Source organism: Methanobrevibacter millerae (assembly GCF_900103415.1).
GTDB classification, from domain to species: domain Archaea; phylum Methanobacteriota; class Methanobacteria; order Methanobacteriales; family Methanobacteriaceae; genus Methanocatella; species Methanocatella millerae.
In genome coordinates this window covers 16,041-33,106 of sequence record NZ_FMXB01000017.1, presented here as the reverse complement: position 1 = coordinate 33,106, position 17,066 = coordinate 16,041, and the positions used below count along the sequence as shown (strand labels likewise).

At 38.5% G+C, this 17,066-nt stretch carries 5 protein-coding genes; 2 read left to right on the top strand and 3 right to left on the bottom strand.

The window, feature by feature from the left end; genetic code table 11:
- Window positions 1-5: 5 nt before the first annotated feature.
- Window positions 6-4,793 carry a C1 family peptidase gene (locus F3G70_RS09320; protein WP_188118143.1) on the bottom strand — a complete coding sequence of 1,596 codons (4,788 nt, stop codon included), beginning with the start codon at window positions 4,791-4,793 and terminating at the stop codon, window positions 6-8.
- Between the two features lie 291 nt (window positions 4,794-5,084).
- Here F3G70_RS09320 and F3G70_RS09315 point away from each other — a divergent pair, with 291 nt between their 5' ends.
- Complete coding sequence (locus tag F3G70_RS09315) at window positions 5,085-7,352, top strand: ABC transporter permease (RefSeq protein WP_149732432.1); 2,268 nt, start codon at window positions 5,085-5,087, stop codon at window positions 7,350-7,352.
- A 681-nt stretch (window positions 7,353-8,033) separates the two neighbouring features.
- Here F3G70_RS09315 and F3G70_RS12120 read toward each other — a convergent pair.
- Both F3G70_RS12120 and F3G70_RS09310 read right to left on the bottom strand, forming a co-directional pair.
- Window positions 8,034-8,189, bottom strand: coding sequence for a hypothetical protein (locus F3G70_RS12120; RefSeq protein WP_188118142.1), 156 nt, complete (start codon window positions 8,187-8,189; stop codon window positions 8,034-8,036).
- A 277-nt stretch (window positions 8,190-8,466) separates the two neighbouring features.
- Window positions 8,467-11,643, bottom strand: coding sequence for a C1 family peptidase (locus tag F3G70_RS09310; protein WP_149732431.1), 3,177 nt, complete (start codon window positions 11,641-11,643; stop codon window positions 8,467-8,469).
- A 311-nt stretch (window positions 11,644-11,954) separates the two neighbouring features.
- Here F3G70_RS09310 and F3G70_RS09305 point away from each other — a divergent pair, with 311 nt between their 5' ends.
- A complete protein-coding gene (locus F3G70_RS09305) occupies window positions 11,955-16,988 on the top strand; it encodes a right-handed parallel beta-helix repeat-containing protein (RefSeq protein WP_188118141.1) in 5,034 nt (1,677 codons plus the stop codon).
- Window positions 16,989-17,066 lie beyond the last annotated feature (78 nt).

Here is a 17,066-nt window from a genome sequence, read left to right as displayed (position 1 = left end):
ATTAATTAATCCCTTATTGTAATGGTGTTTGAAATTCTCAAGTCGTCATACTCGGAAGTGATGATGTACTCGCCTGCCATCAGGTTGATGTTTAATCTGGCAATACCTTCGGAATCGGTTGTCCTGTTATAAAAGACTCCGTTGATGTTGAAGGTTACGTTAACGCCGGATAATGCCTTGCCTTCACCGTCTACAACACTAACGTTGAAGGTTGAACCGTCCTTGTACTTCATGTCCAAATCATCAGCTTCCAAGGTGGATAAAACCGTGATGTTATAGGACATCTGAAGGCCGGTTAAAGGATCCAAAGCAGTTAAAATGTACTCGCCAGGGTTCAAGTTAATGTTCAGCCTTGCAGTACCGTTTTCATTGGTCACTCTGTTATAGAACACACCGTTGATGTTCATGGTAATGTTCTTGCCTGCTACAGGTTTGCCTTCACCGTCAATCAGCGTAATGTAGAACTGTGAAGCGTTCCTGAAGTATTTAACCAGATTGTCGGCAATCAACGTTGGCAATACGGTAATTGAGTTTTCAACTGAATAATTGCCGTAAATCGTTTTGATTGAATATTCGCCAGGATTCAAGTTAATGGCTATTGAAGCCGTACCGTTTTCATCGCTTACGCGAGTATAATTAACGCCGTTCAGCTCAAAGGTCACGTTAACGCCGGCAGCACCGACATAAGCCGCAAACCTGGAGGCGTTTCTGTAGAGTTTAACCAGGTCTTGGGTGTAAATGGCCAAATCCTTTGTATAGACTTTCAGGGAAATCGTTTCGTTTTCCAAAGCAAGGTCTTTCCATCCGTTGCCGAGATTAAGGAAAGTCATGTTTTCAAGGTAGTACTGCCTTGAATCGATGAATAGCCTGACTGAAGTCTTGTTGATAACTGCAGTGAAGACGTCTCCGGCCTTTACCGGAATCTCTTCGGTTAATTTTACGGTATGGTATCCGTTAAATGGTGCAGTTCCGTTTTGTGAATGAACAAGTTCATCATTTACATAGATTTCAAGGGCATAGTTTTCATTTTCATTGAAATATGTTCCAACAGCGCTTATCAGTTCCGCATCAACGGCTTCATAGCTGTTTTTATAAGAGACTGATGAATTATTCTCCAAGTTTATGACGTCTCCGCCAATGTCGGTCTGATAGTTTGCAGTGTATTTCTCGGTGTTTTCAATTATGAATCCTACGGCGTATGTAGTGTTTAAAAGGCTGGTGTCATAGTATGAAAGGTAGAAGAATCCTTTTTCTCCCCAGTCTTCTCCCCAGCTGTTTTTAACAATGAACGCGCCGTTGCCTGGAGCGGTCGTTGCAAAGTTTGAAGCAGGATAATTGTCATCCCAGCCGACAATGCTTATCGCATGGTTTGTATTGTTCTTTAGGGTCTGATAGTGTGCGAAAGTTTTGTCATTGTAGCAGCTGGCATTCCATGTGAATCCTGTTGTAACTGATCCGCATTTCAATATCGCTCTTTTAAGGGCATCGTTGTCTGTTGAATTTGCGCGGGATTTTGCAAAGATTACGTCGAATACGTGTATTTTATCTTCGCTTATAATCAATGGGGAGAGTTTTCCCAGTTCGTCATAGCTGTCATATTCCGTTGGAAGGACTCCGAACCAGCTGAGAGCATACTCGTATCCCATTTCCCTTGATCCGCCTTCTAAAGCATCTAATATGCCGTATTTTGAATATTGAAGCATGCTGTCCTGCATGTTGTTTTCTGAAAAGTCATATTCTATTCCGGTTGCCTTCAATAGTGCTGATTCCAGCGCTCCGCAGGTACCGAATGTCCAGCAGGAACCCATATTTCCCTGATCTTTAACTGAGCTTACCCATCCCCAGTCACGTGAATCGTATCTTGAAGGAAGAGCCGCTACATTAATGGCGTTGTTTATGAGTATGATGCTTTTGCCGACTTCCTTAATGACACGGCCATATTCTGTGCCGTTAAGGAATAATGTATCGTTTCCGGTATCGACTTTGATTAAGGTGCAGTCGCTGAAAACGGCATGAATCGCTTCGCCGTTATCTGAAAAGCTTGAATTTGCAATGTACAATACGCTGTCATACCCATAGACTGCATTAATGGCGTTGGCTGTAAATGAGCTGTTCAGGATGTTTGTGTTTGAATTGTCAATGTAAATTGCTCCTCCGTGGCTGTAACCCTCATCGGCAATTTTATTTTCATCAAATAATGTATCGTTGATGAGTGTTTGCGTAAATGAGACATAAATCGCTCCGCCATCAAATAATGCGGTGTTTCCTGCAAATTCACAGCCCTCAACATCCAATTCACCGGTCAGCTGAACCAGTGCGCCTCCATACTCGGCGGAGGAATTGTAGAATCTTGAATCGACTATGTTTACAGTGCCGGTTTCGTCTTCGTCCAAGTTTCCATCAATGTATATTGCACCGCCCTCTTTTGCTGCAGTGGCATTGAGGAATGTGGTGTTGGTGATTTCGATAGATGAAAGGTACTTGAATCCTATCGCTCCGGCGGTCTGGTTGGCATGCAAATCTCTAAAAGCTGAATTTTCAACAGTCAGTTCATTTTCGGCATATATTGCTCCGCCGTATTTTGCTTCACACTCGGCAAAGACTGAATTGTAAATCTCTGCTGAGAATTTGGAGTAGATGGCCCCTCCCCATTGTGCGCTGCTGTTTGTGAAGGTTGAATTGATTACCGTTAAGCCTCCATATGCAAATACTGCTCCTCCTTGAGGGGCGTTGTTGTTTTCAAAGGTTATGTTGTTTAAAGTCATTGAAAATAATGATAATATGGCTCCACCGTTCTTTATATCCCTATAACCGTTAATGATGTTGAGGTTGGATATTGTAACGTTATTTGCGATATTGGAAAAAATCCTGGCCTGATTTAAGCCGTCAATTGTGTGGCCGTTACCGTCAATGGTAAGGTTGTCTTTCGTTATCATGATTCCGGTTATTTGGACATTGTCGGTTTCATTGTTGTATGTATAGTCATTTTCCAGAACAATCACTGATTCTTCGGCATTGTAGATTAATTCCTGAAGTGCTGAAAATGTTCCTTCCGGTGCAATGCTTTTTAAGCTCATATTGTAGTTGTATGGGCTTTCAAATGTCAATATTATGTTTTGTGAATAATCCAGCTGTATTTTTGGCATTTCGTCAAGGTCGAATCCGAAGTATCTCAGGAATGCGCGCATTTCACTGTAGGACATTTCAGGAGTTCCGTATTCGACGGCCCTGTGGTTTGAGAGTGATTCGCAGGTTACTGAAGGAGTTCCCAGAATGTTGGCATAGTCCTCTATCGCTCCTGCATAAGGGTCTCCTGCCCTTGCGTACTCGTAAAGGTAGTATCCGGTTTCATCCGCAATGAATTTGGCGATATAATAGCTTTCTTCGGTTGGATAATGTGAACACATTGCGCAGGTAATTCCCACGTCGCTGTCACTGTGTCTTGTGTTGTGGAAATCTCCAAGTCCTGCTGCACCTACGGATATTGCAAATTTAACGATGTTGTTTGAAAGTGTTCCGTTAACGTCAGCAACGGTATTTAAGTTAATTCCGTTGTATATTCTAGTATTGTTGGCCGTTGCTTCAGGGAAAATGGTCGGAATGACATATATCGTTCCGTTAATTTCGCCTCCGTAGTCGGCAAGAAGGTTAATGAGTTTAAATCCGGCAACCTGTGAAGGAAGTTCTCCTCCGTGGGTTCCAACATTAACTACAACTGTTTTTCCATTTCCGTTTCCGAATTTGATGTATGGAGTGCCGTTATTGCATAAGTCAATGAGCTTGTCAGTCAGTTCGGTGTGGTCAAGGGCGTTCATTAATGGAACGTTTTGGCGGATATCCGCTTTTGATCCCCAGTCAAAGTAGCCGATTTCATAGGTGGCCGCTTTCGGAGTTTCATTGACTGCGTAGAACCTGAACGTTCCGTTTGTATCTACAATGATTGTGTGATTGTCATTAACGGTGATTGTTCCGCCAATTACGTTATTTCCGTCCTCGTCCAAAACGATTCCGCTGATCATTTTGCTGCCGTCCTCTAATTGAGCAACGTTTGTAATTATTTTAGTGTCCTTGGAAGCCTCAAAGCTGAAGAGCTTGGAGAATCTTGAAGGATTGAAATGATTCTTGCTGTTTGTAAACTCAGCAGTAAAGTTAATTGTCTTCCCTATAAGGTCTCTTGTCGTTTTCCACATGTACACGTAGTTTCCGTTAATGTCAACGTCACAGGTTCCGAGTTTTTCGCCGTCAACATAAACGGTTAAAAATCCTTCTGTTACCTCTTCATAATCGTCGTAATCCGGATATTGGGTGTAGTCTGACTTCATGTTTCCCGTGAAATACACGGTATCGTCATATCTTGTTGCAACGATATTGTTGCAGGTCGTATTTGCAACCGGAACGCTCAGCAAAAGGATAGTGCTCGCATTATTGTATCGGGCAGTCCCAATATACTGGCAGGTTATGTTGAACTCACCTGTTTCGCCAACAAAGACGTTGCTTTTGGCAGTTCCGTTCACAACGTTTGCAGTATAGTCTTTACCAAATACGTCCATAAAAATTACAGTTCCATCAGTAACGTTTTTTCCGTTACTGTCATGAGCATAAACTTTCAGTGTAGTGTCTGAATTGCCGTAAATCCCGACGGTATCCTTAGCAGTCAATTCCACATCAACCGCTTCGCCTTCTGAGATTACCTCATCTGCAGTTATTTCGTTCGCACTAATGACATCGTCATTAATGTCTGCTGCCGATGCCGGCAATATCAGGGCTAAACTGAAGATTAGCGCTATTAACATAATCATATATTTTCTAATAGTATTACCCCCATATTCTTTTTTATAGTGGTCTATTTATAAATTTTTTTAAAAAAATCGGGGAAATTTAAAAAATCATTCAAAAAAGTAAATGATTAAAATTAATTAATCTTTCATTGGACGTTTAACACAGCGCTATAAGAGGACTTTGTCTAAAATCATCTGCGGTGAAAATCCTTTGAAAAATTATGTTGGCTTAATTTACTAATATGATAAATAACAAATGTTAATATTAAAGAAAATAAATTCAAAAAAATTATAATGGTGAAATAAATGCTTGGAAAAAAGATGTTAAGGGACATATGGAAAAACAAAGCCCAATTCATATCCATCTTTTTAATGGCATTTATAGGAATTTTTGTTTTTACCGGAATCGGCAGTGAAATCGTCGGCCTTGAAAACAACGTTGCAGATTATTATGAAGAAACCAACCTGGCCGACGGCTGGATTTATTCGCCATATCTGAACGACCTGTTTTTAAAGCAGGTATGGCTTTTAGGCGCAACAACAGACATGGAAAGGCAGCTGGTTGTAGATTCGGTGGCGGACTTTGAAAATGAGCCCGAAATTACGCTGCACTTTGTTGAAAACAATACATTGTCCAAATTCTATCTTGTGGAAGGCGAACCCTTGGACATTAATGACAGCAATGGGGTGTGGCTTGACAAAAGATTTGCCGATGCCAAAGGATTGGAAGTCGGGGACAATATCAGCTTTGAAAGCAACGGATATCGGATTGAAAAGGAAATCAGGGGATTGGGATATTCGCCGGAATATGTTTATCATGCATCGGCGTATGCAGTGATTCCGGATTTCAGCAAAGTGGGATTTGCCTACATGTCATATAAGGCGTTTCCGGAAGATACTGTTCCATACAATGTTTTGAACGTCAAATTTGACGGTTCGCCGAGCACCTATTCAAAACTGTTGGATTATCGTCTGAACGGTTATTACGCCACATTTATTGAACAGTCTCAGCATCCGAGCGTTTATGAAATTGCTGGGGAAATCAATCAGCACAAAATGATGGCGGATATATTGCCGGTTGTATTCATTGTAGTTAGTTTGTTAATCCTTTTAACGACAATGACAAGAGTAATTACGCATCAAAGAACTCAGATAGGTATATTGAAGGCTAGCGGATTTAAAAACAAGACAATAATCCTTCATTATGTGTCATATGGATTCTGGCTGGTTTTGGCGGGATCATTATTGGGCCTTATCCTGGGGCCGATAATAGTGCCTCCGATATTCTTCCCTTCAATGATTAATTCATACACATTGCCTGTATGGAGCTCATTCTGGGATATTAATTTCATAGTTCTAATGATTCTGACGGTCATATTCTCACTTGCAGTTTCATATTATGCCATTTCAGGCATTGCAAATGAAAAGCCTTCTATCACCATCAAGCCCAAACCTCCTAAAGTGTCAACTTCAGGATTCATTGAAAGATCAAAGTTCTGGAAAAACGTGTCGTTCAATGTCCGCTGGAATTATAGGGATGCCAAAAGAAACAAGCTGAGGGGAATAATGACCATCATAGGTGTTATGGGATGCAGTGCACTTTTAATCGGTTCATTTGGATTATATGATGGATTGGATAGTTCAAAAAACTGGGAGTATGGTGAAATCAACCATTATGACACAAATATGGTAATTGATGAAAATGCTTCAGTGTCTCGGATTGATGAGATTGCCGGCGAGGTCAATGGTGATGAGATAATGAACGGAAAGGTTGAAATCGAATCGCAGCAGCATAAAATAATGGGGTCGATTCTGGTTTTAAACGAAACGGACCTGATTTCTGTGACTGACGATGACAGAAACGAAATGGAAATAGGCAATGATGAGCTTTTGATTTCAAAAAAGATGGCTGACATGCTGGGTGTGGGCATTGGAGACAGTATTAAATTTCATATAATAGGAACCAACGAATGGGCCGAAGCAAAAATTGACAATTTATATGCCGATCCGCTATCGCAGGGTTTGATTATGCATCCGGATAAGCTGGAAGATTTAGGTTTGAATTACACTCCAACAAGCATCATAACCGCAGAACATGTGAACAAAAGCTATGACGGTATCAAAACAACCAATACCCTTGATGATATTGAAGAAAGCTGGAATAAAATAACCGAAACCGTATGGCTGCTGATTTATGTGATGTCATTTTTTGCATGCGTTCTGGCAGTCATCGTCTTGTATAATCTGGGGCTTTTGTCATTCACGGAAATCGAAAGGGAAATTGCAACGCTTAAAGTGCTCGGATTCAAAACCGGCGATTTAAGAAGATTGCTGTTAACGCAGAACCTGGCATTTACGCTTATCGGATTCATATTGGGAGTGCCTTTGGGATCCTATATTCTCGGCATTATGTGGTCTTTAAGTGATAGGGTTTACATAACCAGTCCATTATCTATTACAAATGTGTTGTTGGCTGCGGCAATTACATTTTCATTGTCCATAATTGTAAACCTGATGTTTTCAAGCAAAATCCGGAAATTGGACATGGTTGAATCATTAAAATCCGGCGAATAGAATCCAATCCATTCCTTTTAAATTTTTATTTTTCTTAAATAGTTAATGTGGATTTAAAAATCAGTTTAAAGTGGCTAATGTCAATATTGTGTCGAAAACACAATATTCGGAGATGACATCAGCATTTTTCCACCAAAAGTGTGGAAGTTAAAAAATTAACTTCAATTATTATATGATGGGGTTATGGTATTTATAATTTATTTAAAAGTAGGTAATATTGGTTTTAAAATTAGTTTAAGTGGCTAATGTCAATATTGTGTCGAAAACACAATATTCGTAGATGACATCAGCATTTTTCCACCAAAAGTGTGGAAGTTAAAAAATTAACTTCAATTATTATATAATGGGGGTTATGGTATTTATAATTTATTTAAAAGTAGGTAATATTGGTTTTAAAATTAGTTTAAGTGGCTAATGTCAATATTGTGTCGAAAACACAATATTCGTAGATGACATCAGCATTTATTTACAAAATGGATTAGAAGTTAAAAAATTAACTTCATCACTTAATATATAATAATGCCATGGTATTTATAATTAACTAATCATGATGTATTCAACATTTAAACAGTTATTTTTAGGAAATAATAGGTAAGGAGAAGCCGTTTCAGGCGGTAAAACAAACCACGGGAAATCTACGAATTTCCTTAAACCATACCTTAATAGCTTCTCGCTCACATATTATCCGGTATCATCACGGAATATGAACCTGAACAAAATCATCAGAATGAGATTCCCTAAAACAACAAGGAAATCGGATTTTTGGACCAAAAAAATAAAAATTAACGCCCATATCAGTTCATTAACATCCAACGACATGTTAAAATCCGCATCCATTGACGACACCTCCATTTGTAAAAAGGATATGGATCAAATGCAAAAAACATTAAAAAATAATACATTTTAACCACCTCCTGAAATTTGGTGAAATGGCTTGTTTGAGATTAAAAATATGTTAAACAATATATAAAAATATATGTATTCTACTTTGAAGTAAATATTATAATAAACAAGTAATTTTTAAAAATTACTCTCTTAGAGCAATATTTGAATGTGGGAGTAAAAAGTAGTGAAATTAATGAATATTGTCAAAAAAAGAATGTAAGGATTAATATTAATCCTTAATCGAAATTGTGTTTGAAATTCTTAAATCATCATACTCTGAGGTAATGATGTATTCTCCGGCCATTAAATTAATGTTTAATCTGGCTATACCTTCGGAATCGGTTGTTCTGTTATAAAAGACTCCATTAATGTTGAAGGTTACGTTAACGCCGGCCAGCGCCTTGCCTTCGCCATCTAAAACACTAACATTAAACGTTGAACCGTCCTTATGCCTCATTTCCAAATCGTCAGCTTCCAGTGTGGATAAAACCGTGATGTTATAGGACATCTGAAGACCGGTTAAAGGATCTAAAGCCGTTAATATGTACTCGCCGGGGTTCAAATTAATGTTCAACCTTGCAGTACCGTTTTCATTGGTTGCGCGATTATAGAACACGCCGTTAATGTTCATGGTAATGTTAACGTTAGAAACAGGGTTTCCTTCACCGTCAATTAACGTAATGTAGAACTGTGAGGTGTTCCTGAAATATTTAACCAAATCACTGGCAATTAACGTAGGCAATACCGTAATGGTGTTTTCAACTGAATAATTGCCGTAAATCGTTTTAATTGAATATTCTCCGGGATTTAAGTTAATGGCTATTGAAGCGGTACCGTTTTCATCACTCATGCGCGTATAATTAATGCCGTTAAGCTCAAAGGTCACGTTAACGCCCGCATCACCGACATGGGCCTCAAACTTGGAAGCGTTCTTATAAATTTTTACCAGATCTTGTGTATAAACAGCCAAATCAAATGCATAGACTTTTAAACAGACTGTCATGTTAAGTGTTGCATAATCAATCCAGCTTTCGCCGTCAGAGCTTACAAGGCTTCTGTTTGCCAAATAATGCTGTCTTGATTTTGCCTGATAAGGAACTATACTGTTTTTGAATACTACCCTGAAGGTATCGTTTTCCTTAACCGGAATGCATTCATTCAATTTGATTGTTCTGAATCCTGCAAATTCGCTTGTGCCGTTCTGCGTAAGCTTCAGCTCATCATTTACATATACATTAAACTCGTAATCCACTCCCGTGTCATTGAAGTAAGTGCCGACAGCGCCCAAAAGGTTGTTGGCGGTAGCAGTGAATTCGTTGGAATAATATGTAAAGTTTGTGTCGAATTGCCTGAGTCCAATCATATCGGTCTGATAATTGTACCGGTAATTTTCAGTGTTTTCAATCACGAATGCAAACATGTATGGGATTTCCCCAAATCCTTCATTATCGGGTCCCATGATTGAAGTGTCATAATATGATACGTATGCATATCCTTCATTTCCCCAATCCGTACCCCAGCTGTTTTTTATTATCCATGCGCCGTCGCCCGGAGGGGTTGTTTTGAAGTTGTCTTTTGAATAGCTGTCATCCCAGCCGACAAGACAGACCAGATGATTGGCTTCATTAACCTTATTGTTATATATTGAAGAGGTTGTATCGTCGAAATATTCGCCGTCACCGGCTATTGATGCTGTAACGGCACCATATTTCATTAATGCCTGTTTAAGAAGGGCGTTTGTTTTATTGGTGACGATGTAATCATCGCTTTTTTCAATAGGGATTAAAATCGCATCCTGAATATGGATTTTGTTTACGGAGTCTATAACGTTGGATATCTTGCCCATTTCATCATAAATATCATATTCTTTAGGTATGAGGCTGAACCAGCTTAAAACAAGTCCCAGTGCGGTAGTTTGAATTCCGCCTTCTGAGTTTTCAACGTTTCCATAATGGCTGTAGATTATTCCGTTGTCTCCGATATTGTTTTCCGAAAAGTCATATTCCACACCGGTCGCCTTTAAAAGTGCAGATTCCAAAGCACCAACTGTTGCAAAAACCCAGCAGAAACCCTTGTTTCCCTGATTTTTAACGGAACTTACCCAGCCCCAGTCGCGCAAATCAAATCTGGATGGAAGAACGCTTACGTCTATTGTATTGTTGATTTGGGTGATTTCCAATCCTTCATCCTCATATCCAGATAGATAAATTTCATAATTCCACAGGAATTCATCGTCATTTACAGTATTGTTCTCGTCGAGATATTCGGAGGTGAAAAATGAAGCCAAGCTGTATTTTGTGTTGTTGAAAAATGAATTTTTAAGGTAGATGCTTGAATCATAGGCGTAAATCGTGCCGGGATTAAATAAGCTTGCGTTTTCAACTTTGTTTCCAGTTAACGTCAGATTGTCCAGTGTGGAATTTGTCAGGTCAATGAAGATTGCGCCGCCATTTCCTGAAGCGGAATTGTCAATGAATCTGGTGCTTTTCATGCTGATGTTGGCATGTGAAGTGTAGAATGCACCGCCGCTTGATGAAGCGCTGTTGTTGATGAATTCACAGCCTTCAATATCCAGCGTACCGCCCAGCTGCAGATAAGCGCCGCCGAATTCGCTGCTGCAGTCAACGAATCTCGTATCCGTCAGTTTCGCATATTGGGTTTTGTTATTGGAAAGTTTTCCACAGGCAGCATCAATATAGACTGCACCTCCATTTTTAATGGATTTGGAGTTTATAAATGTACAATTGTTGATTTTTATGCTCTCAAATTCAGAAATTCCTATTGCTCCACCGGTTTTATCCGCATATGAATCCTTAAAAGTCGAATTGATAATTACCAGGTTATTCTTGTTGGAGTATATCGATCCGGCATAAGTTGCTTTGGAGCCGGAAAACGTTGAACCGGCAACAGTCATCTCGTTCGTGGAGTAGATATCCCCTCCCCATTCGGCCGAATTATTGATAAATCTTGAATAGGTTATTATGAATGCTCCGTAGCCGAATAATGCTCCTCCATATCTAGCATTGCAGTTTATGAATGTTACGTTGTTTAAAATAACCAAACCATCATTGAATATTGCCCCTCCACCCTTTCCTGGCCTGTCGGCATTAATCAAAATAAGATTGTTTATGGTAAGGGTTCCGTTATTGTGGAAGAATCTGGCCTGATTTGAGGCGTCTATGGTGTGGCCGTTACCGTTAATTGTAAAATTATCCTTATTAATTGGAATTCCACTGCCAATATCTTTATCCGTCGAATTGTCAAATATGTAATCCTGAGTTATTTCTATGCTGTCCGTGCTTGAATTGATTTCATTATTGAGTGCGGTGAAGTTTCCATCAGCCGAAACGGCACCGATTGATATGAATAAAAGAAGCATAACTAAAAAAATCATAATCTTTTTCATAATTTTCTCCTAAAATTTCAGTTAATATATGCTTTATTTCATTAGATATTTAAAAACTTAAGATTTTCGCAAAATTTTTTTAGCTAATTCTTATTTTTTGGAAAAAATTTTGTTTGATTTATATTGTTATTTTTTTCAATTTAATTCAATTTGATAGAAATGCTCTCCAATTATAGTAAAAGGTATAAAATTCAAAGAACATAATATTACTTGTATATGGTAATTTGCCGTATAATATTTTGAAAGAGGACGTTAAGATTATGCAAAAAAAATATTTTATTGTTATCTGTTTAATTCTATTTATTATATCGATGGCTGCTGTTTCTGCCGGCGATATAAATAAAACAGATGCCGATACAGACGTACTAACTGTATCAAATAATGATGTACTAGTGGATAGTGTCGATTCGGGCACTTTTATTGAATTACAGGAAAAAATCAATAATGCTAGTGAAGGTTCAACAATAGAGTTATCAAATAATTATACTTATGATGATACCTTCAATGCAGGAGGAATAATAATTAATAAAAGTTTAACTATTGAAGGAAATGGTTTTACTATCAACGCAGCAAATCAGGCCAGAATATTTTTCATTAATGCTACAAATAATATCGTATTGAACAATATCGTATTTGCAAATGCAAAATCCCAACAGGGAGGAGCGATTCTATTTGAAAAAGCAATTACCAATGTCAGCATTACAAATTCAGTATTTACAAACAATTCATTATCCGATAATGGATATGCAGGCGGAGCAATCAACTTCAATGATGACGTATCCATGGCTTTATTTGAAAATGACACATTTGAAAATAACTATGCCCCTTCAGGATTTGGCGGGAGCATAACGTTTGATAAGAATGCGAATCTCATTGCCTTTGACGGATGCGACTTTAAAGTAACTAAACCTCGTGAAGGCAACATAAATGGTGGTGGAGCAATATACTTCATAGGAAATGCAACGTTCGTTGATATGGAGAATTGTGAATTCAATAACTTTACCGTGCTTACTGGTGGAGCAATATTTGTAGAAAAGGAATTATCCAATTCAATGTTCTTTAACAATAAATTCATAAATAATACTGCACTTAATAATAAAACAAAATATGGCGGAGGTGCAATTGCAGTAGAAGGCAATGCATCAAACAACATATTTAATGCAACATCATTTATCATGAATTCTGCCGCTACGCATGGTGGTGCTGTCAAATTCATGAACAACGATATAGGCAATGTATTTGTCAACTGTACCTTTGCTGACAACTTCGCACCATACGGCGGATCAATAGCCGCAAGCAACAACAGCGAAAGACTTTACCTAATTGACTCCACTTTCACAATGACTGGAGAGACTTCCGATGAAATCATCGGTGGAGGGGCAATATACTTCATAAACGATGTAAATCAATTGCTTATAAGCGGATGTGAGTTCGATTCACTCACCGCACGTACTGGCGGAGCAGTTTACATAGAAGGAAACTTGAACACCGGCCTAATAAACGGCACTAAATTTAAAAACAATAAAGCCACTACCAACAACACATATTACGGCGGAGGAGCAATTGCTATAGAGGGAAATGCAAACTACACAATAATAATGGGCAGTGAATTTACAAACAACACCGCATTAACCCACGGAGGTGCAATCAAATTCAGGGGAAACAATTCAAACATCGCAATAGCCTCATCAAAATTCAATGATAACTATGCACCAATTGCCGGGGGTATTTCTCTTGGAAACACAGAATCACTGATTATATCCCGCTCAGAGTTCAATGACAACAAAGGAACCAATAGAGATATTGTTGGGGGTGGAGCATTATACGTAATAGGAAACCTCACAAAAGCAAGGATAATAAACTCCAAATTTATAAACAACAGTGCACGTACCGGCGGTGCAATTTATGTGGAAGGCAATATGGACCAAAGCATCATTAACAATACTTATTTCGAGAATAACACTGCGTTTACCAATAACACCTACTACGGTGGAGGAGCGATTGCAGTGCAGGGTGATGCAACAAACAATGCCTTTATATTGGAAAAATTCGCATCAAACACTGCTACAACACATGGTGGAGCCGTTAAATTCATGGGCAATGATAAAAACAATACCTTTGATTCATGCATTTTCATTAATAACTATGCACCGTACGGAGGATCAATTGCAGTAAGTAACATGAGTGAAGATCTGAGCCTGATACGTTGTATATTTACAACTGATGAAGATTTAATGGAAGCTCCAATGGAAATTATCGGTGGAGGAGCACTATACTTCATAAACGATGCAAATAGATTGTTCATAAATGATTGTGAGTTTACCTCACTCACCGCACGTGCTGGAGGAGCAATCTATGTGGAAGGTGACCTGAACTATGCATTAATAAACAGCAGTTACTTCATGTACAACAAGGCTACTACTAACCAATCAAATTACGGTGGAGGAGCAATTGATGTTGAAGGAAATGCCGAATACCTGTTTGTAACTGAAAGTACCTTCGGATACAATACAGCATCAACCGCCGGAGGAGCAATCATGCTCAAATCAAACAATGATCGTTTAGCATTTTTCAAATCAACATTTGACGCAAACTATGCGCCGTATGCCGGTGCAATTTTCCTTGGTAATACTGAAGAGCTTCTCATATATGAATCCAATTTCACAAACAGCAAAGGAACTGACAGTGACATTATCGGCGGAGGAGCGCTATATGTATTGGGAAACCTCACATCCGCTTATGTCGCACATTCATTGTTTGAAAACAACAGTGCACGTGCCGGCGGAGCAATATTCGTAGAAGGAGATATGGATCAGTGGACATTTGAAAATGACACATTCAACAATAACTCAGCATTTACCAATAACCCATTATACGGCGGAGGAGCAATCTCAGTGGAAGGCGACGCAACAAACAACATATTCCATAATTCAGTCTTCACTTTAAACTCCGATACAACCCACGGAGGCAATATTTACTTCATGGCCAATGCCATCAACAATACAATTTCCGAATGCGAATTCAGAGATAACGCCGGAGGATATGGCGGAGCCTTGGCAGTATATAAAAACACTGAAAACCTCAATATCAGCAATTGTAACTTTACAATGCAGGGCGAACCTGTCCAAAGGATTGTTGGCGGAGGAGCATTATACTTCATCAACAATGTAACAGATTTAAACATTGACAATTGTCTCTTCAGCGGATACACTGCACGTACCGGAGGAGCAATCTTTTTCGAAAAAACCGTTGAAAAAACCGTAATAGAAAACTCCATATTCAAAAACAATGAGATTACCACAGATAATAAAAAATACGGTGGAGGAGCAATATATATTGAGAATAATGCTTCAGATTTTACCATTAGAAGCTGTGGATTTTTAGATAATATTGCAAGCACATTTGGCGGAGCCATTTTCATTAAAAATGCGAAAGACTTTTTGATTGATGACGTATTGTTCAGTGATAATGATGCTCAACAGGGTAATGCAATCTATCTCATCAACGGGGACAACGTAACGATACAGAATTCATATTTTGAAAGCACAGGATTGGGAGCAGACATCTATTATGCGGGAGAAATTAACTCCAGCGTAATCAATTCAACATTTGACGGATTAAATCACATCATTCTTGGCGAATCCGCATTTGTAAGATTATCCAACAATACGGAAGAGTATTCATATGAGGATGGAGATTACTTCGTCTACAGTAAAGGCGTATTATATCTTGAAGGCAATGATTTATTAAATGTAATATACAATGATGGTGAAATCATCTCCCCAACGCTTATGAGAATCGGATATAACGAAACTGTAAATACGACATCCTCATTAATTTATTTGATAGCTGAATGTCTGGATGATAGCTACAATTACATCGTAAGTGATTATGGAATATTCTTTATAAATGATTTAGTGTATAAAACATTCTATAACGATGATTGGGATCTTTATGATTCCTTTTATTTATGGGATTATGGCAGCTATTTGATTAATGCAACAACAAGCGGACTGTTGTCAAACTGCACATATAAATATGCCATAGTAAATTATATTCCTCCTAAAGAAGCCAATATTAGCGCCGATGATATTGTACTGGATGTCGGCCAATACGGTGAAATCGAAGTGGAATTGCCGGAAGATGCTGCAGGAACAGTATCCGCATACATTAATGATGAAATTTACCTGGCTTTAGTTAAAAATGGAAAAGCAACTATTATTTTCCCACCTTTGGAATCCGGCGAATATGAAGCACTAATTGCCTATTCTGGAGATTCTTCTTATCGAGGCAACTACACCACGGCCTTAATAACCGTTCTTGAAGGATTAACTGTTGAAGCGCCTGACGTAACGAAATACTATCATGGACCTGAAAGATTTGTCGTTAACGTAACAAAATCCGGCAAGGCACTTAACAATGCAACCGTTGAAATTACAATCAACGGAGCAACATACACAAGACAAACGGATGAAAACGGTACTGCATCAATCGGATTGGGTCTGTCAAGCGGCAATTATACTGCAACCGTTAAAGTGGACGATACTACAGTTAATTCAACAGTCACAATATTGCCTACAGTTAACGGAACGGACATTACCAAAGTCTACAGAAACGCAACCCAATACTATGCAACATTTTTGGACAGTGAAGGCAACTACCTCAAAGAGGGAACCAATGTTACATTCAACATTAATGGAGTATTCTATAATCGTACAATCTCTGGAGATAAAGGTTTAGCCAGATTGAACATTAATCTGGAACAGGGCGAATACATCATTACCGCCATAAACCCGAATACTACAGAACAGGCATCAAATACCATTATTGTTATTCCAAGAATCGTTGATAACCATGACATAGTCAAATACTTCAGAAACGCAACCCAATACACCGCCACTATCCTTGGTGATGATGGAAACCCTGTCGGCAAAGGAAAAATCGTCAAATTCAACATTAACGGTGTATTCTATGAAAGACAAACCAATGAATCCGGTCAAGTTAAATTAAACCTTAACTTAAACCCTGGAGATTACATCATAACTGCCGAATATGAGGGAAGCATGGTGTCCAACAATGTTACGGTTTTACCGACATTGACTGCTGAAGATTTAACTAAAAAATATGGTGATGTTAATCCATTTGAAGCAAAATTGGTTGACGGTTCAGGCAATCCGTACGGAAACCAGATAATAGAATTCAACATTAATGGTGTGTTCTATAATCGTACAACTGACAGCAGCGGTATTGCAAAATTAAACATTAATTTACAAGCTGGTGAATACATTATTACTTCAAAATATGGCGATGCTACCATAAGTAATAAAGTAACCATCATAGCTTAAAAGAGATTATTTAATCTCTTTTTTCTTTTTTTTTTAAGACGTAGTGCAGATATTGTTTTTTTTCCTGTAATGCGATGT

Bases quoted from the DNA above. Each gene is read 5' to 3' on its own strand.
- F3G70_RS09320 (WP_188118143.1), bottom strand. From the start codon at position 4,793: ATGTTAATAGCGCTAATCTTCAGTTTAGCCCTGATATTGCCGGCATCG.
- F3G70_RS09315 (WP_149732432.1), top strand. From the start codon at position 5,085: ATGCTTGGAAAAAAGATGTTAAGGGACATATGGAAAAACAAAGCCCAA.
- F3G70_RS12120 (WP_188118142.1), bottom strand. From the start codon at position 8,189: ATGGATGCGGATTTTAACATGTCGTTGGATGTTAATGAACTGATATGG.
- F3G70_RS09310 (WP_149732431.1), bottom strand. From the start codon at position 11,643: ATGAAAAAGATTATGATTTTTTTAGTTATGCTTCTTTTATTCATATCA.
- F3G70_RS09305 (WP_188118141.1), top strand. From the start codon at position 11,955: ATGGCTGCTGTTTCTGCCGGCGATATAAATAAAACAGATGCCGATACA.